The organism is Pseudotabrizicola alkalilacus (assembly GCF_003443995.1).
GTDB classification, from domain to species: domain Bacteria; phylum Pseudomonadota; class Alphaproteobacteria; order Rhodobacterales; family Rhodobacteraceae; genus Pseudotabrizicola; species Pseudotabrizicola alkalilacus.
Genome location: NZ_QWEY01000002.1, coordinates 95,588 through 114,007, shown reverse-complemented (window position 1 = coordinate 114,007; position 18,420 = coordinate 95,588). Strand labels below are relative to the sequence as shown.

General features: G+C 65.2%; 11 protein-coding genes. 5 read left to right on the top strand and 6 right to left on the bottom strand.

What is annotated here, in order from left to right; translation table 11 throughout:
- Nucleotides 1-341: 341 nt before the first annotated feature.
- The 5 genes from D1012_RS04475 to D1012_RS04455 form a co-directional block, all read right to left on the bottom strand.
- Complete coding sequence (locus D1012_RS04475) at nucleotides 342-965, bottom strand: queuosine precursor transporter (RefSeq protein ID WP_118150159.1); 624 nt, start codon at nucleotides 963-965, stop codon at nucleotides 342-344.
- A gap of 85 nt (nucleotides 966-1,050) precedes the next feature.
- Entirely contained in the window at nucleotides 1,051-1,992 is a 942-nt protein-coding gene (locus tag D1012_RS04470) for an esterase-like activity of phytase family protein (RefSeq protein ID WP_118150158.1), read from the bottom strand.
- A complete protein-coding gene (gene mepA / locus D1012_RS04465; protein WP_118150157.1) occupies nucleotides 1,965-2,858 on the bottom strand; it encodes a penicillin-insensitive murein endopeptidase in 894 nt (297 codons plus the stop codon). Before mepA ends, D1012_RS04470 begins: the two co-directional genes overlap by 28 nt.
- Entirely contained in the window at nucleotides 2,855-4,186 is a 1,332-nt protein-coding gene (locus D1012_RS04460; RefSeq protein WP_118150156.1) for an MFS transporter, read from the bottom strand. Before D1012_RS04460 ends, mepA begins: the two co-directional genes overlap by 4 nt.
- A gap of 90 nt (nucleotides 4,187-4,276) precedes the next feature.
- Complete coding sequence (locus tag D1012_RS04455) at nucleotides 4,277-4,822, bottom strand: acyl-CoA thioesterase (protein WP_118150155.1); 546 nt, start codon at nucleotides 4,820-4,822, stop codon at nucleotides 4,277-4,279.
- 168 nt (nucleotides 4,823-4,990) lie between these two features.
- Between D1012_RS04455 and D1012_RS04450 the strand changes: the two genes are divergently transcribed.
- From D1012_RS04450 to yaaA, 3 genes are all read left to right on the top strand, one after another.
- A complete protein-coding gene (locus D1012_RS04450; protein WP_118150154.1) occupies nucleotides 4,991-5,278 on the top strand; it encodes a YggT family protein in 288 nt (95 codons plus the stop codon).
- Between the two features lie 16 nt (nucleotides 5,279-5,294).
- Nucleotides 5,295-7,337, top strand: coding sequence for a DNA helicase RecQ (recQ, locus tag D1012_RS04445; protein WP_118150153.1), 2,043 nt, complete (start codon nucleotides 5,295-5,297; stop codon nucleotides 7,335-7,337).
- Nucleotides 7,338-7,400: 63 nt separating this feature from the next.
- Nucleotides 7,401-8,195 (top strand): peroxide stress protein YaaA, encoded by a 795-nt coding sequence (gene yaaA, locus D1012_RS04440; RefSeq protein WP_118150152.1) that lies wholly within the window; start codon nucleotides 7,401-7,403, stop codon nucleotides 8,193-8,195.
- On the opposite strand, the gene D1012_RS04435 is transcribed toward yaaA, so the two are convergent.
- Nucleotides 8,192-10,738: a hybrid sensor histidine kinase/response regulator gene (locus tag D1012_RS04435; RefSeq protein ID WP_118150550.1), complete on the bottom strand. Its 2,547-nt coding sequence runs from the start codon at nucleotides 10,736-10,738 to the stop codon at nucleotides 8,192-8,194. The two genes, yaaA and D1012_RS04435, sit on opposite strands and share 4 nt — an antisense overlap.
- A gap of 168 nt (nucleotides 10,739-10,906) precedes the next feature.
- Between D1012_RS04435 and D1012_RS04430 the strand changes: the two genes are divergently transcribed.
- On the top strand, nucleotides 10,907-16,345 hold the full coding sequence (locus D1012_RS04430) for an alpha-2-macroglobulin family protein (RefSeq protein ID WP_118150151.1): 5,439 nt from the start codon (nucleotides 10,907-10,909) through the stop codon (nucleotides 16,343-16,345).
- A 13-nt stretch (nucleotides 16,346-16,358) separates the two neighbouring features.
- Complete coding sequence (pbpC, locus tag D1012_RS04425) at nucleotides 16,359-18,395, top strand: penicillin-binding protein 1C (protein WP_118150150.1); 2,037 nt, start codon at nucleotides 16,359-16,361, stop codon at nucleotides 18,393-18,395.
- Nucleotides 18,396-18,420 lie beyond the last annotated feature (25 nt).

Genomic DNA, 18,420 nt, shown 5'->3' with positions numbered 1-18,420 from the left:
CCCGCCGGAGGCGCACATCGAGGCGGCGCGCAGGCACCAACGAGATATAAAGCGTGTGCGCTCTGCACGCTCAATTTGACACCGCTGAAACACGTGCAACTGCGTCAAAACGAGAAAGGATCGCCGGTGTGCGGCGACCCTTTCCGAGTTCAAGGAGATGGGCCAGTTAGGTAACCTGTCCCAATCAAAGGTTCGTTGACTAAGGGGTTGCCCCTAGAAAACACCCCCCATGACTGTCCCGACACGTATCTCCAATATCACTCTAGACACTGGATCACCTCCTTTCAAATGTGTTGCCGATAGGGGTAGCCTGACACAGATTTTGTGCCTGTCAAACCCTTTTACGCAATCGGTGCGTTCATTTTTCTGACAATGAGGCGGAAAGGCAAAAGTGCCGCCAAAGCGAGCAAAAGCTTTACCCCCCAGTCGGCAACGGCCATTGACACCCACAGCGGTGCCGCAGGGCCAAGACCCAACAGCGGCAGAACCTCATTGGCCCAGGATACGTCATTGCCCGGTTCCAGTCCGGCCAGCGGAGTCGAGAAGGCAATCGAAAAGAACAGCGCCGTGTCGAGCGACGACCCGATCAGCGTCGACACCAGTGGCGCGCGCCACCATACACCACCACGAAAGCGGTCAAACACCGCCACGTCCAGCAGCTGCGCGGTCAGAAACGCCACCCCCGAGCCGATGGCAATCCGCCAGGTCACCAGCGGGCCAAACTCGCCCATGATCTGCGTGCCGATCAGCGAACAGGCGACCCCGACGGCAAAGCCCACAAACACCACCCGCCGCGCGGCCTGTGCGCCATACAGCCGGTTGGTCAGGTCTGTCACCAGAAAGGCAAGCGGATAGGTAAAGGCACCCCAGGTCAGCCATTGGCCGAACAGAAACTGCACCAGAATATTAGAGGCCACGACAGTCGCGGCCATGGCAAAAATGCCAGGCAGAAGTTTTTGCATCATGTGATCCGTTTTTTATGCAAGGTCGCGGAGACTTGCCCCCCGATGGAATAGGGACGTGCTGCCCTAATGCAGCCCGCAAGGCCTGTCAATCCGCCAGCCGGTATTCCACAATCTCGGTGCGCAGGAGCGACAGGAAGTTGTCATCCGAAACCATCGTCAGCCGGATCGCCCCACTGTCGTCTCGCCAGACCGACATCCCCTCCAGGTTGCCATGCTGCCCGGTCGATGTCTGCAGATCCACCCGCGGGTCGGTCAGGCCCTTTGCCGCCACCCGGAACGACCGCACCCGGCTGGCAAAGCCGGCAATACCGTGAAACGACCGCTCCAGCACATACAGCCGCCCGTCCGGCCCGAAATCAGCCGACACCGGCAAGAAGCCACCCTCGCGCGGCAGATCAAACGGCTGCGTCCATTTCCCCGCCGCAAAGCGCCAGACCGGAAAATCCCGTCCTTCGATGTTTGGCTTTTGCCCGGTCAGCAGCCGGATCGGTTTGGCATAGGTCACTTCTTCGGGAATGGTGTAGAGCACCCCCTGCGCGTCAATCGCCAGCGACTCCAGCGACGCATTATGCGGAAACCGTGCAAATTCGGGCGGGGTCGGCAGGTTTTCGGCCTGACCATGAATGTCACGGTAGCGCAGCACGCGTGTAACGCCCTCGAACGAGACATAGGTGGTCCCGTCCGCCGCCACGGCAATGCCCTCGCTGTCATTGCGTCCGGGGGCGAGCGGGGTGTCGGTGTTCGACTTCAACCGCGTCACCGGACCCGCCTCCACCGCCGCGATTATTCCCTCCGCCGTCCGGCGCAGTTGCCCCTGCACAAAAGCCCCGCGATCATTCAGCGCGATAAAACGGCTGCCATCCGCCGACAGGTCAATCGCCGAAAAGCCGCCAAAGCGTGCATCGGTCATCGACCAGCGAAATGCCCCGAGAAACCCCGGGGGCGGGTTGGGGTCAGCGCTTCCTTGCAGCCCGAGGGCAACCACCAGCGCCGCCGCGATTACCGCGAGGCGAGAACGTCTTGGCATTGATTGGGCAGATCCGCCATGGTGAACTGGCGCGGATGGCGCGCGCGCGGCACATCCGGGTCAACAGGTTTTTTCGTCGTGCTCTTGGGCGGATTCAGATAGTCGGTCACCCACCAGTTCAGCGTCTCGTCACAGCCGTTGCCGCCCTTTGACAGCTCGTTCACAGTCGGGGTCTGGGTTTCGCACAGCCGCGCGCCCTTGGGGCATTTCAGCCGCACATGGAAATGGGTGTCATGCCCCGCCACCGGGCGGATCTTTTGCAGCCATTTGGTGTCGGCGCGCTTTGCCGTCTTGCACATCTCGATCTTGACGGCCGCCGCGACAAAGATCCGGTCCACGCGCGGGTCGAGCGCTGCCGCCCGCATCACCGCCTGATGGCGCGCCGTCCAGTTCCGGGTCACCGATTTCTGGTTGGCCGAGCGCACCGGGATCGACGAGATGTTTTCGCGCTCGCGCCGGGTCAGGTTCAGCCGGTCAGGCGGCAATTGCCAGATATCCGCATCCAGCCCGATCTGATGGCTGGCGTGGCCGCTGGTCATCGGCCCACCGCGTGGCTGGCTGATGTCACCGATATACAGCCCCGCCCAGCCAATCTGCTGTGCTGTCCGGCTCAGATCAACCAGAAAATTGATCATCTCCGGGTGGCCGAAATTCCGGCCCCGCGACAGACGCATCGCCTGCCAGCTTGGCCCGGTTTCCGGCAATTCCACCAACCCAGCCGCACAGCCCTTGGCATAAGACCCCACCGGCATCGGCTTTTGCTGGCTGGGGGCGGCATGCGCGCCAAACAACTGATTGGCCAGCTGCTGCGCCTGCGCCATGCCCGGCAAGCACAAGGCCGCCGCCAGTATCAGGGGTCGGATCATGCGTACTCTCCCTCCGGTTTCACCCAGAATAGCAGGAACAACCCGATCAGGAACAGCACGATCAACGGGGTCACGCCAAGTTGTTGGCTGCCGGTCAGATCGGTCACCACCCCGATCGACAAAGGCGCAATAAACGACGTGGCCTTGCCCGCCAGCGCATACAATCCGAACGCTTCGGTCATCCGCCCCGGCTCTGCCTGCCGCACCATCATCGTGCGGCTCGACGATTGCAGCGACCCGCCGCCCGCGCCGATCAGCGCGCCAAGGATATAAAACCCCACATCGGGCAAGATGCTGTCCGGCCCGACCGGCACCCCAAGCACGCTGTCCCGGCTGACAAACACCACCGCAACCGCGACCAGAGTCAGCACCACCACGTTCAGGATGATGACCGGCTTTGGCCCCATCCGGCTGTCCATCTCGCCGCCGAGCCACGCAAAGATCGCCCCGGTCAGCGCGGCGATTATGCCGAAAATCCCCACATTGGTCACCGACCAGCCCAGCACCCCCGCCGCATAGATACCGCCAAACACATACATGCCGTTCAGCGCATCGCGGTAAAACATCGACGCGCCCAGATAGGCAAACAGGCTGCGCTGCCGTGGCAGACGCGCCAGCGTCGATTTCAGCTCCGGCCAGGCGGCGCGCAAGGCTTGCCGGATGCCCATCGCATCCGGTTTGCGCGGCTCCTTCACCCATAGGAAAAACGGGATCATGAACACCGCATACCAGATCGCCACCAGCGGCCCGACCGACCGCGTGCCTTCGCGCGTCTCCGGGTCCAGTCCGAAGATCGGCGATATGCCCAGTAAGGTCCGCCCGGACGCACCTTCGGCCAGCAACAACAACATGATGATCAGCGCGACAATCCCGCCCAGGTAGCCAAAGGCCCAGCCATTGCCCGACACCCGGCCCAGATCCGCGCGCGGGCAAAGGTCAGGCAGCATGGCATTGGTGAAGGTTGTGGCAAACTCCATCCCGATCAGGCCGATGCAAAAGAACAGCATCACGAACCAGACATTGAAATCAGCAGGTGCGGAAAACCACAGCATCCACGCGCCAAGCACATAGAGCGCGGAAAACAGCCAGATGAACACCATCCGCCCGCCTGACTTGTCGGCCACCGCCCCCAGCAGCGGCGACAGTACTGCAATGATCAGCCCCGCCGTGCCGATCCCATAGCCCCAGATCGCCTGCGCGGCCGATCCATCACCGATCACCGACACCACATAGGGCCCGAAAATGAAGGTCAGCAATAAGGTGTTGTAGGGCTGACTGGCCCAATCAAAAAAGTACCAGCCCCAGATCCGTTTGCTTGCCGCCGTCATTTCAGTCCCCCGCTGGCCCTTGTGGGCTTTGGCGGGATCAAGCCCGAAAAGGATGACGGGCGCAAGACGGGCCTGTGGCCGGGGCGGGGGCTATTGCATCGGCGGCCAGGGCCGCTGCGCATCCGCCGCAACCCAGGCGGTCACCCAGTCCGGCAGGGCCGGGCTTTCGGGCGACAGCCCGAACGCCCGCGCCATCTCGGCCGGGGGCACAATGCCGCCCTTGCCGCGCTCGCCTGCCCCGGTCACCGCTGACCGGATCAGGATATGCGAGGTGCACTCGCCACGCCGCCACATCGACTGCTCGATATACAGGAACCGCGCGTCCCAACCGATGATCCGCGTCCGCATCTCCAGCCGGTGAAACATCTTGACCCGCTTGCGATAGCGCGTGGTGTTGCCCGCCACCGCCAGCCCCCAGCCGCGCGCCTTCAGCACCTTGTGCAGCCCCATCCGCTGCCCCAGCGGAATCCGCCCCAGATCATACAGCGTCAGCGTGCGGCCATTGTTCAGCTCCATCCACGGGTCGATATCCCAGGGCCAGCAGATGTGATGGCTGACATGCGTGTCAAAAAGCCCCAGCTTTGGCGCGTTGCGGAATTTGAACAATTCCTTGAACATTCGGGCATAAGGGTACATGCGCGGCCTATCGGTTTCGAACCCCTCTCCCCTGCCCCGCCCTTACCCGAACGTCAAGTCAGACGCAGCGGAAGGCGGTTGCCCTTTGGGGGGCCGGTTGATACCACTGCCACAACAGCTTGTGCCAACCTGCGGCACCACCACATCCATGGCTTCTGGAGGCCCCGAATGACCTCGGTTCTGCAAATCCTGCTGCTGATCCTCGACATCGTGCAATGGATCATCATCGCCCATATCATCATGAGCTGGCTGATCAATTTTCAGGTGCTCAACCTGCGCCAGCCGCTTGTGGCCCAGATCTGGGATGGCATCAATCGCCTGCTGGACCCGGTGTATTCCCGCGTCCGCTCGGTGCTGCCCAATCTCGGCGGGCTGGATCTGGCGCCGCTGGTGGTTCTGCTCGGGGTCTACGCGCTGCGCATCATTCTGATCAACAACGCCGCCCTGTTCCTCTGAAAGCCGCCCGCGTTTCATGCACGACCCCCACCAGCTCTTGCAGCAGATCTTCGGCTTTCCCGGCTTTCGCCCGGGACAGGAAGAGATTGTGCAAGCCGTGCTGGCGGGCCGCAACACGCTTGCCATCATGCCCACGGGAGGCGGCAAGTCGCTGTGCTTTCAGCTGCCCGCGCTGTGCCGGGAGGGCATCACCGTCGTCATCTCGCCGCTGATTGCGCTGATGCGCGATCAGGTCCGCGCGCTGAAGGCGGCGGGGGTGGAGGCCGGGGCGCTGACCTCGGGCAACACCGATCAGGAAACCGAGGATGTGTTTGCCGCGATTGACGATGGCCGGTTGAAACTTCTTTACATGGCGCCCGAGCGCCTCGCCTCCGGTGGCGCAATGGGGCTGTTGCGCCGCGCCAATGTCACGATGATTGCCGTGGATGAGGCGCATTGCGTGTCGCAATGGGGCCACGACTTCCGCCCCGATTACCTGCGTATCGGCGAACTGCGCCGCGCGCTCAACGTGCCACTGGCGGCCTTTACCGCCACCGCGGATGAGGAAACCCGCGCCGAGATTGTCACCCGGCTGTTCGATGGCACCCAGCCCGAAACCTTTCTGCGCGGCTTTGACCGCCCCAACATCCACCTTGCCTTTGCGGTCAAGGACAAACCCCGCGACCAGATCCTGCGCTTTGCCGCTGCCCGCAAGGGCCAGTCCGGCATCGTCTACACCGCCTCCCGCGCCCGGACCGAGGTGCTGGCCCAAGCCCTGCGCGAAGCCGGTCATTCCGCCTGCCACTACCACGGCGGGATGGAGGCGGAGGAGCGCAGGCGGGTGGAAATCCGTTTTCAGCAAGAAGACGGGTTGATCGTCGTCGCCACCATCGCCTTTGGCATGGGCATCGACAAACCCGATATCCGCTGGGTCGCCCATGCCGATCTGCCGAAGTCGATCGAGGGCTATTATCAGGAAATCGGTCGCGCCGGGCGCGATGGTGCCGCCGCCGAAACCCTCACCCTCTATGGCCCCGACGATATCCGCCTGCGCCGCACCCAGATTGACGAAGGCGCCGCCCCCCCCGACCGCAAGGCCGCCGACCATGGCCGGCTCAACGCCCTGCTCGGGCTGGCCGAGGCGACAGCCTGCCGCCGTCAGGTGCTGCTGGGCTATTTTGGCGAAACCTCCACTCCTTGCGGCAATTGTGACCTCTGCGACCGTCCGGTGGAGGTGTTTGATGCCACCGAATCCGTGCGCAAGGCGCTGTCCGCCATCCTGCGCACCGGCGAATGGTTCGGCGCGGGCCATCTGATCGACATCCTGACCGGCAATGCCACCGCCAAGGTCCGCGAAAAGGGCCATGATCAGCTGCCCACCTTTGCCGTGGGTCGCGACCTGACCAAACCGGCCTGGGGGGCCGTGTTCCGCCAGATGATGGGCCGCGATCTGGTGCGCCCCGACCCCGACCGCTTTGGCGCGCTGAGGATGACCGAGGCGGCCCGCCCGATCCTGCGCGGCGAGGCGAGCATTTCGCTGCGCCGCGATACCATCACCTCGGCCATCCCGCGCGTGGCCGTCAAGACCTTGGTTTCGGACGAAGATGCGCCGCTGTTGTCCGCGCTCAAAGCCAAACGCCGCGCGCTGGCCGAGGCGCAGGGCGTCCCCGCCTACGTCGTCTTCCCCGACCGCACCCTGATCGAGATGGCCGAACGCAAGCCCGCCACGCTGGATGACATGGCAGGCGTCACCGGGGTTGGTGCGAAAAAGCTGGAAAGCTATGGCGCGGCCTTTCTTGCCGTCATCAATGGCGCGGCAGAGTCGCTGCACCCCGCCCGCCAACGCCTTGCGGGCAGGCCCTCCGGCCCGATCTACGACCGTCTGGCCGAGGTGCAGCTGACGCTGTTGCGCGGTGAGGATGGCACCGGCAAACCGCTCAGCCTGTCGCCCGGCATCCTGCGCCGCATCGCCGAAGCACGCCCCTCCACCCTCTCCGATCTCGACCGGGTGGGGGAGCTTGGCCCGGCAAAGATTGAGCGTTTTGGCACAGCCTTTCTCGACGTTCTGCGCGACGCCTGACCCCATAGGGGTTTACACCACCGCACCACACCATATCTTGTGGGTCCAAGGAAAGGGCCTGCCATGCTGACCGTGATCTCCCCCGCCAAAAAGCTCAAAGAAGTGCCGCAGGCCCTGCCCGACGGCCATCAGATGACCGAGCCGGAGTTTGCGGCGGAGGCCCTTGAGCTGGCCACCCTTGCCCGCGCGCTGTCGGTCGATCAGCTGCGCAAACTCAGCCACATTTCCGAGCCGCTGGCCCGGCTGAACCGCGACCGCTTTGCCGCGTTCAGTGCCACGCCCGCGCCCGGCACGATCTATCCGGCGGTGCAGTGCTTTGCAGGCGACACCTATCAGGGGCTGGAAGTGCGCACGATGCCCGCCCCCCCACTGGACTGGGCCGCCGGGCACCTGCGCATCCTGTCGGGTCTCTATGGCCTCTTGCGACCGTTTGATGCCATTCAAGCCTATCGGCTGGAAATGGGCAGCCGCCTTGCCAACCCGAAAGGCGCCGATCTGTACGCCTTCTGGGGCGACCGCATCGCCCAAGCACTCAACACCCTTGCCGCCGAACAGAATGCCACCGCGCTGATCAACTGCGCCTCGGTCGAGTATTTCAGCGCGGTCGACAGCACTGCCCTGCGCCTGCCGGTGATCACCCCCGTCTTTCTCGAAGAGCGCGACGGGCAGGCCAAGACCGTCAGCTTGTGGGCCAAGCGGGCCCGTGGGGCGATGGCACGCTATATCTGCGTACATCAGATCACCAGCCCCGCCGACCTGCGCGGTTTCACTACTGGAGGTTACAGCCACCGCGCCGACTTGTCTGCCAACGGCCAGATGGTGTTTCTGCGACCCGCCCCGGCACAACAAGCTGCCTAGGCCGCAATACCCACGGGCCGTGCCTCGTCTGGGCAAAACGCCTCCATCACCTCCAGAATCGTGGACTTGCGCAGAGGTTTGGTTAGATACCTGTCCAGCCCTGCCGCCAGTATATCGGTGCTGTCCCCATCCATGGCATGGGCGGTCAGCGCCACGATCGGCACATGGCTGCGGCCATCCTCGATCAGGCGTATCGCACGTGCCGCCTCACGCCCGTCCATTTCGGGCATCGAAATATCCATGAAAATCAGATCCGGCTTCCAGCTCTGATACAACTCCACCGCTTCCCGCCCGTTGCTGGCGAATTTCAGGTCGATGTCGATATCCTTGACCATCTTGGCAAACACCAGCTGGTTGGTGCGGTTGTCTTCGGCCGCAAGCACCCGCATCTGACGGCGCCCGCTGACCGGCACCGGCGGGCTCGCCACAGCGACCGCCCCGGCCCCCGGCACGCACACGGACAGAGCCTGCAGATGACGATACAGATCCGACCGAAGCAACGGCTTTTGCAAAATCGCCGTCAGATCCGCATCGCCCCCGGCCTCGCGCGCGGCACAGGGATGCGACGATAGCATGATCAGCGGCATACGGTGCCCCGCCGCGCGGATCTGCCGCGCCAACGCCAGCCCGTCCATCTCGGGCATGTCGTGGTCGGTCAACACCACGTCAAATCCGCCATCCCGCGCCAGCGTCGCCAGCGCCTCGGACCCCGAGCGGCACAGCGTGACGGCGATGCCGTGCGGGGTCAGCTGACGTTCCAGAATGGTGCGGTTCAGGAACTGGTCATCCACCACCAGCGCCCGCCGCAGCATGATCGGCAACCGCGACTCGGGCGTGTCGTCCGACACCGGCAGACGGATCCTGAACCCAAAGCACGCGCCTTTGCCCTGCTCGCTGTCGACCCAGATCGTCCCCTCCATCCGCTCGATCAGGCGGCGGGTGATGGCAAGGCCCAGACCAGTACCCTCAAACTTGCGGTTCTGCTGATCTTCGACCTGATTGAACTCGCCAAAGATATGCTCAACATTGGCCGCAGAAATCCCGATCCCGGTATCCTCGACCGTGACATGCAGTTGCTGGCTGCCCTCTGCCTCTTCCGGGCCGACCACCCGCACCAGCACATGCCCCTGATCGCTGAATTTGACCGCATTGCCGATCAGATTGGTCAGCACCTGCCGGATCCGCCCCGGATCACCTACAAAGCGGGTCGGCAGGAACATGTCGTAATCAATCATGAGGTCAAGCCCCTTGGCCCGTGCGCGGGGCTGCAGCAGCATTGTCACCTCATGGATTGTGCGTTCCAGATCAAAAGGTTCGGGGTACAGGGTAAGCCGCTCAGCCTCGATCTTGGAATAGTCCAGAATGTCGTTGATGATCACCAGAAGCGCCTCACCCGATGAACGGATGGTTTCGGCAAACAGCCGTTGCTCTTCCGAAAGCTGCGTGTCGCACAGCAGCTCGGCCATGCCCACCACGCCATTCATCGGGGTGCGGATCTCATGGCTCATGTTGGCCAAAAACGCCGATTTCGCCCGGTTTGCCGCCTCGGCCTGCAAGCGCGCGGCCTCCAGCGCCGCCTGCTGCTCTTTCCAATCGGTGATATCGACCCGAAGACCGACGCGGCCGCCATCGGGCGTGCTCTGTTCCAGCACGCGCAGCCAGCGGCCGTTGCCGTATCGTTCTTCATGGATCGACGACGGTGCCCGGTGCGCCGCCATCCGTTCCGACATCCATTCCGCCTCACGCCCCACTGCCTCGGCATATTTTCCACGCGCAAGTCCGTGGCGCAGAATATCTTCAAACGTGACGCCGGGGCGCAGAATTTCCGCGCTTTCAGCGTGAAGGTCACGGTAACGTTGATTGCAGGTCAAGAGCCTGTCCTCCCTGTCAAAAAGCACAAATCCATCTGGTATCGCCTCAATCGCGGCCCAGATCCGCATCTGTTCAGTGATGTCGACCGCAAGGGTGACCAGATCGCCGTCGCGGGCACGACGATCCATCAGGCGCAGATAATTGCCGTTGGTCATCTGTACGACCACCGGTTCAATTCCCTCCGCCTCCAGCCGCGCCAGCATCCGCGCGACCCAATCCGCCACCGGCTCGCCTTCCAGCCGGACCAGCCCCTGTTCAGCCGCCAGCTGCAACATCGCGCCATAGCTGACCCCGGAGCTGGCCGCTTCCACCGCAAAGGCTGTCAGAAAGGCACTGTTCGCAGCCACCATCTGCAGGCCGGAATCAAACACCGCAAAGCCATCACGGATCGTGTCAATCGAATCCCACAGCCGCCGCTCGGCCATGACCGCCAGCGTATGCGCCTGCTCCAGCGCGGTAACGAATCGCGCATTTTGCCCTTTCAGCGCCTCGGCTTCCGACTGCGCCTCACGCACCACAGTACGCTGCACCACAATTTCATCCGACAGCACGCGGGCATGCACCGCCAGTTTTTCATTGGCAGCGAACAATTCCCGGCTTTTCTGTTCCAGCAAACGTTGAGCTGCCAACCGGGCGCGCCGTTCCTTTGCCAACCGTTCCGTCATGTCCATCGCGACCCGTTTCCCCGTTCCGCTTTCTGCCGCGGGGCCCAGACCGGACCATAACGGCATCAGAATGAACGGAGGATTAACATGACAATTCGTGTCATCGCCTGCAGGGCGCTTGCGCCGCACGGCCCGGCACATCATCATGCGCCTGTTCAGACAAGAGGTTTTGACATGCGGTTTTTTGCTCCGGTCCTTGCGGCGTCTCTGGTTTTCGCCCTGCCCTCCTTTGCGCAGGACCAGTCCTTTGTGCCGGAAAAACGCGCGGTGCTGGCGCAAGATACCGATCTGCCCGGCGGCGATGTCGCGCAACTTTTCGACACCACGCTGGAGGCCTGCGAGCGCGCCTGTCTGAGCAACACGCAATGCACGGCATTCACCTTCAACACCCGCAACGGATCGTGTTTTCCAAAGGCCAATCCCGGTGCAGCGGCCCCCTATCAGGGTGCTGTTTCGGCCCAGATCCTGCGCGCCGATCCCGGGTCTGAGGCCCGCGCCAGCACCCGCCGGGCCGAGCTGCGCTTTCTGTCTGATTCCGACCTGCGCGCCGCGCGCGATCAGGCCGAATCGCTGGGCCGGACCCATATGGCCAACGGCTTCCCCGCCGAGGCCCATGCGCAAGCCTCGTCCGAGGCCGAAGCGCGGGACGATCTGGCCGCTGCGGTCCGCTTTGCTGGCGCCGCGCTCAGCCTGCGCGACACGCCGGACGCCTGGCTTGAATACGCCCGCCTGTCGCTCAACGCCGCCAATCGCAACGCCTCCGGCCAGAGCGCACTGCGCGAACAGGCGCTGCAAGCCACCGTCAACGCCTATCTGCGCGCCGAAGCCGCCCCCCAACGCCACACAATCCTTGTCACCATGGGCGACGCGCTGGAGGTGACGGGCCGGGGCCGTGACACCGTGGGCGCGTTGCGCTTGGCGCAGTCGCTGCAACCGCGCGACGACACGGCCGCAGCGCTTGATACCGCCATCGGTAAATATGGCTTCCGCATCACCGACCACGAGGTGCAGGCCGATTCCCTGCGCCCGCGCATCTGCGCCAGCTTTTCCGAAGATCTGGTCAAGGCCGGGGTGGATTACGAAACCTTTGTCCAGCTACCGCAACCGGGCCTGACCGTCACCTCTGACGGCTATCGCAGCCTGTGTGTCGAGGGGCTGGCCCATGGAGCGCGCTATACCGTGACCTTCCGCGAGGGGTTGCCTGCCGCCGACGGGCAGGACATGGCGAAATCCGTCGCCATCACAGCCTATGTCCGCGACCGCAGCGCCGGGGTCCGCTTTCCGGGCCGCGCCTATGTGCTGCCAAAAGGCGACTCAGCCGCGATCCCGGTCGAAACCGTCAACACCGACAAGCTTGACCTGACCCTGTTCCGCGTCACCGACCGCAACCTCTTGCGCGCGTTTCAGAACGGCTATTTCAGCCAGCCGATTTCCAACTGGCAGGAAAACGACTTCAGCGGCGAAGTCGGCGCGCAGGTCTGGTCCGGCAACGCCACCGTGGGCCTTGACGTCAACCGCGACGTCACCACCCGCCTGCCACTGACCGAGGCGCTGCAGGGCCAGCCTGCAGGCGTCTACGCGCTCAAGGCCGCCATCCCGGGCGAAGACCCGTATGAGGTGCCCGCGGGCTGGCAATGGTTCGTAGTGTCCGATCTGGGCCTCACCACCATGTCGGGCGTGGACGGGCTGCATGTCTTTGTCCGCAGCCTTGGCACGGCGCAGGCCACGACCGGCGCAACGGTCGAACTTCTCTCGACCGCGAACGAAGTCCTTGCCACCGCCACCACCGATGCCATGGGCTATGCCCGTTTTGATGCAGGCCTCACCCGTGGCACCGCAGGCGCTGCTCCGGCCCTGATCGTGGCGCGCGATGGGGCTGACGACCTCTCCTTCTTGTCGCTCACCGACCCGGAGTTCGACCTGTCGGATCGCGGGGTTGAGGGGCGCGCGCCCGCCCCGCCGGTCGATGTCTTTCTGACCACCGATCGCGGGGCCTACCGCGCGGGTGAAACGGTCTACGCCACCGCACTTGCCCGCGACAGCACCGCTGCGGCCGTTCCCGGTCTGCCGCTCACCGCCCGGCTGAAGCGCCCTGACGGCGTCGAATACTCCCGCTCACTCGTCGAAGATGCCGGCGCGGGCGGCCATGTCTTTGCCCTGCCCATCGCCGGCACCGCCCAGCGCGGCGTCTGGCGGCTGGAGGTCCTGGCCGACCCCGATGCCGAGCCGCTGACCTCGCAGACCTTCCTTGTTGAGGATTTTCTACCCGAGCGCATCGACTTTGATCTGTCGCTTGCCGAGGGGGATCTGCGCCTTGGTGACACCCCTGACCTGACCATCAACGCCCGCTACCTCTTCGGTGCCCCCGGCGCTGACCTTGCCATCGAAGGCGAGGTGCTGTTGCGCGCCGCCAAAGAAATTGCGGGCTTCACCGGCTATGTCTTCGGCCCGCACGATGAACCCTTTGACGCCCGCATGGAATCTTTCGGCGGCGAGCGTACCGACGACTCCGGCGTGGCCACAATCTTCCCCGCCTTCCCCTCTGCCGACGCCCCGCAGCAACCGCTGGAGGCGCGGTTTACCGTCCGCGTTGCCGAAGGCTCGGGCCGCCCGGTGGAGCGTCAGCTCACCAAACTCCTGACCCCGACGACCCCGATGATCGGCGTCCGCCCGATGTTCGAAGACGTGGTGGCCGAAGGCACTGAGGCCCGGTTCAACCTGATCGGCCTTGGCCCTGACGGCAAACCCGCCGACATGGACGTGGAGTGGCAGGTCACCCGGATCGAGACCAATTACCAATGGTATCAAAGCTATGGCAGCTGGAACTGGGAGCCGGTGATCTCACGCAGCATCACCGCCGAGGGCAATGCCAAGCTGGGTGCGCAAGCAACGGAAATCAAAGCCCCCGTGCAATGGGGCGAATATGAGCTGCGGGTGAAAGCTGCCAATGGCGCCGTCACCTCCACCACCTTCTACGCCGGCTGGTACGCCCCCGCCGATGTGACCTCCACCCCCGACACGCTGGAATTGTCGCTCGACAAACCGGCCTACAAATCCGGCGACACCGCCACGCTGCGCATCGTGCCGCGTGCGGCGGGCACCGCGTTGGTCACCGTGCTGTCCAACCGCCTGATCGCCATGCAGGCGGTCGAGGTGACAGAAGGCGAAAACCTCATCACCCTGCCGGTCACCGATGACTGGGGCGCGGGCGTTTACGTCACCGCATCCGTCCTGCGCCCAATGGATGTGGCCGCCGGCCGCAACCCGGCCCGCGCGCTTGGCCTGACCCATGCTGCTGTTGATCCCGGAGCCCGCCAGCTGGAAGTGACGGTCGAGACGGTCATCGAAGCCGCCCCGCGCGGTCCGCTGGATGTGGCGATCAAGGTTGACGGCATCACCGAGGGCGAGGCCGCATGGGTCACCATCGCGGCGGTGGATCAGGGCATCCTGAACCTGACCGCCTTTACCCCGCCCGACCCCTCGGGCCATTACTTCGGCCAGCGCAAGCTGGGCATTGGCATCCGTGACGTTTATGGCCGGTTGATCGACGGGCTGAACGGCGCCACCGGCACCGTCCGCTCTGGCGGCGATGCGGGCGCGCAGGCCCGTCTGCAAGCCCCGCCGCCCACCGAAGAACTGGTCGCCTATTTCACCGGCCCGGTTCAGGTCGGTGCCAATGGCTATGCCCGCACCACATTCACCCTGCCCTCCTTCAACGGCAGCGTCAAAATCATGGCCGTGGCATGGTCTGCCAAAGCCGTGGGTCAGGCCAATGCCGACGTGTTGGTGCGTGATCCGGTCGTGGTCACCGCCAGCCTGCCCCGCTTCATGGCCCCCGGCGACAGCAGCCGGATGCTGCTGGAAATCGTCCACGCCACTGGCCCCTCGGGTCGCATGGGCCTTGACGTAACCGCCAGCGGCGTGACGCTTGGCGCGGTTCCCTCCGGCTTTGACCTCGGCGATCAGGCCAAAACCGTCTTTGCCGTGCCGGTCACGGCGCGGGACGCGGGCATCCAGACCATTACCGTCGCCCTCACCACCCCGGACGGCAAGCAACTGGTCAAAACCCTCACCCTGCCGGTGCAATCCAACGATCCCGAGGTTGCCCGCACCACCCGCATGACCCTTGCCCAAGGCCAGACCCTCACACTGGACGATACCATCTTCGCCGGTCTCGCCCCTGCCTCTGCCAAGGCCAGCATGGCCATCGGCCCCTTGGCCCGGATGGACGCACCCGGCCTCTTGGCCGCGCTCGACCGCTACCCCTATGGCTGCACCGAGCAGGTCACCTCCAAGGCCCTGCCGCTCTTGTACTTCGATCAGGTCGCGCAAGCGATGGAGCTGAAAGGGGCCGACAACATCCGCCTGCGCATCGAACAGGCGGTTGCCGAGATCCTGACCAATCAGGGCGCCGAGGGTGGCTTTGGCCTGTGGTCGCCAGGCAGCGGGGATCTGTGGCTTGATGCCTATGTCACCGACTTCCTCAGCCGCGCCCGGGCGCAGGGCCATGCGGTGCCTGACCTCGCCTTCCGCCGCGCGCTCGACAGCTTGCGGGCACAGGTCAACTACGCCCCCGACTTCGACGCCAATTCCAACGGCGGCGGCGAAGCCTTGGCCTATGCGCTCATGGTGCTTGCCCGCGAAGGCGCTGCCGCCATCGGCGATCTGCGCTATTATGCCGATGTCAAAGGCGACGATTTCCGCACCGCCCTCGCTCAGGCCCAGCTTGGCGCAGCCCTTGCCAGCTACGGCGACCAGCCCCGCGCCGACGCGATGTTCCGCCGCGCCGGTGCGCGGGTTCTCGCGCTGACCGCGACGGAAACGGAGCAGACCTTCCGTGCCGATTACGGCACCAACTTCCGCGACGCGGCCGCGATCCTCACCCTCGCGGTGGAATCCGGCACCGAAGCCATCAACCAGGAGGCGCTGACGATCCGCATCTCCGGCAATGCAGCCACCCTGTCCACGCAAGAAGCGACATGGGCGCTGATGGCGACCAACGCCCTGATCGACCGTCCGGGACTCGACGGCATCACCCTGAACGGCGCAGCCCTGAGCGGCCCGCTGGTCAAGGTGCTGACCGCAGACACCGGCCCGGTCGCGGTGCAGAACAGCGGTGCCGACACCCAGCTGACCCTCACCGCTTACGGCGTGCCGCTGGAGCCGGAACCCGCAGGCGGCAACGGCTATGCCATCACCCGCAGCTACTACACGCTGGAAGGGGAGCCTGCGACGCTTGACAGCATCCGCACCGGCGACCGGCTGGTGACGGTGCTGGAGGTGACCCCCTATGGCAAGGGGGAGGCGCGGCTGATGGTCTCTGACCCGCTGCCCGCCGGGTTCGAGATCGACAACCCCAACCTGATTTCCGGCGGTCAGGTGGCCAATCTGGAATGGCTGAACCTTGAAGCCAACGTGGCCCATAGCGAGTTCCGGCAAGACCGCTTCCTCACCGCGATCGACCGCACCAATGGCGATGCCTTCCGCCTGGGTTACATCGTCCGCGCCATCTCGCCGGGCGATTTTCACCACCCCGCCGCCTCGGTCGAGGATATGTACCGCCCGTCGTTCCGCGCCCGGTCCGACACCGGCCGGATGACGATTGCCGAGTGACGGACACAGGGGGATGCGCGCAAGATACGCCTTCGCCCTCGCCGCGGGCCTGTTCCTGACCGGACTGGCCCGCGACCGCTTTGACGACTGGATCACCGCCACCGCCCTGCCCCAGCTTGCGCTGGAAACCTCGGTCGAGGTGACAGACCGCGACGGCACCCTGCTGCGCGCCTATACCGTGGCCGATGGCCGCTGGCGCATGGCGGTCGATCTGACACAGGTGGACGAAGACTACCGCGCCATGCTGATCGCCTATGAGGACAAGCGGTTCTACGACCACGCGGGCGTCGACCTGCGCGCGATGAGCCGCGCCGTGGCACAGGCCCTGCGCAATGGCCGCGTGATCTCGGGCGGCTCTACCCTGACCATGCAGGTGGCCCGTCTGCTGGAGGCTTCCGGCACCGGCGCGATGGCGGGCAAGCTGCGCCAGATGCGCGTGGCCTGGGCGCTGGAGCGTCGGCTCAGCAAAGACCAGATCCTGCAACTCTACATGCACCTCGCCCCGTTTGGCGGCAATCTCGAAGGTGTGCGCGCCGCCTCCTTCGCCTATTTCGGCAAGGAACCCCGCCGCCTGACCCCGGCAGAGGCCGCGCTGCTGGTGGCCATTCCGCAAGCCCCCGAATCCCGCCGGCCCGACCGCGCCCATGCCCGCGCAGTCGACGCGCGCGAACGCGTTCTGGCCCGTGCCCTGCGCGATGGCATCGTGGCGGGCGATATGGCGCAGGGCGCGCTGACCGAGCCGGTGCCGCATGCCCGCCAGCCCTTCCCGGCCCTTGCCCCGCATCTGGCCGACCGCGCCCGCGCGCAGGCCCCCACGGCAACCCGCCACATCCTCACCCTGCGTGCCAGCCTGCAACGCAGTCTGGAATCGCTGGCCCGCGACGCGATCGCCACGCAGGGCGAACGCCTGCAGATCGCCATCGTCGTCGCCGACCACACCTCCGGCGAGATTCTCGCCTCGGTTGGCTCCGCCGCGTTTCAGTCCGACCAGCGCGCCGGGTTTGTCGACATGACCACCGCGCTGCGCAGCCCCGGCTCCACCCTGAAACCGCTGATCTACGGCCTCGCCTTTGATCAGGGCCTCGCCCATCCCGAAACCATGATGGAGGACCGCCCGCAGCGCTTTGGCACCTACGCGCCGCAAAACTTCGACCGCCAGTTTCGCGGCACCATCCGGGTGCGTGACGCGCTGCAACTGTCGCTGAACCTGCCGGTGGTGCAACTGCTGGATGCCATGGGCCCGCCACGCCTGCTGGCCGCTTTCGACAAGGCTGCCATTCGTGCCGTGGTGCCCGGCGGCCAGCCCGGCCTCGCCATCGGCCTCGGCGGCATCGGCATCAGCCTGACCGACATGGTGCAGCTTTACGCCGCCATCGCACGCGGCGGTGTGGCGCTGCCGCTGACATGGAGCATGGAGGGCACACGGGCCGAAGGTCAGCGCCTGCTGTCCGCCGCTGCCGCCTGGCAGGTCGGCGATATCCTCGCCGGTCTGGCGCCGCCGCCCGGCGCGCCTGCCAACCGGCTGGCCTACAAGACCGGCACCAGCTATGGCCACCGCGACACCTGGGCCATCGGCTATGATGGGCGGCATGTGGTCGGTGTCTGGCTGGGTCGCGCCGATGGCACGCCGGTGCCCGGTGCCTTTGGCGCAGACCTTGCGGCCCCGGTGCTGTTTCAGGCGTTCAGCCGCATCGCGCCCCGGCTGGAGCCGCAGCCGCCTGCACCACCCTCAACGCTTCTGGTGTCAAACACCCAGCTGCCGCAACCGCTGCAACGCTTCCGCCCGCGCGACAGCCTCGCCGCCGATGCCGATGCGCCTGCCGTCGCCTTCCCACCCGACGGGGCCGAGGTCGAACTGCTGAATGGCGCGCTGATGGTCAAGGTCTCCGGCGGACGCGCCCCCTTCACCTGGCTCGCCGATGGCGTGCCGGTCGTGATACAGGACCGCGCACGGCAAGCGCTGCTGACCCTGCCCGGCACCGGCTTTGTCAATCTTTCGGTCATAGATGCCTCCGGCCGCTCCGCCCGCGCCTCAGTGCGCCTGCGTTGACGTCAGCAAGATCATCGCATCGACC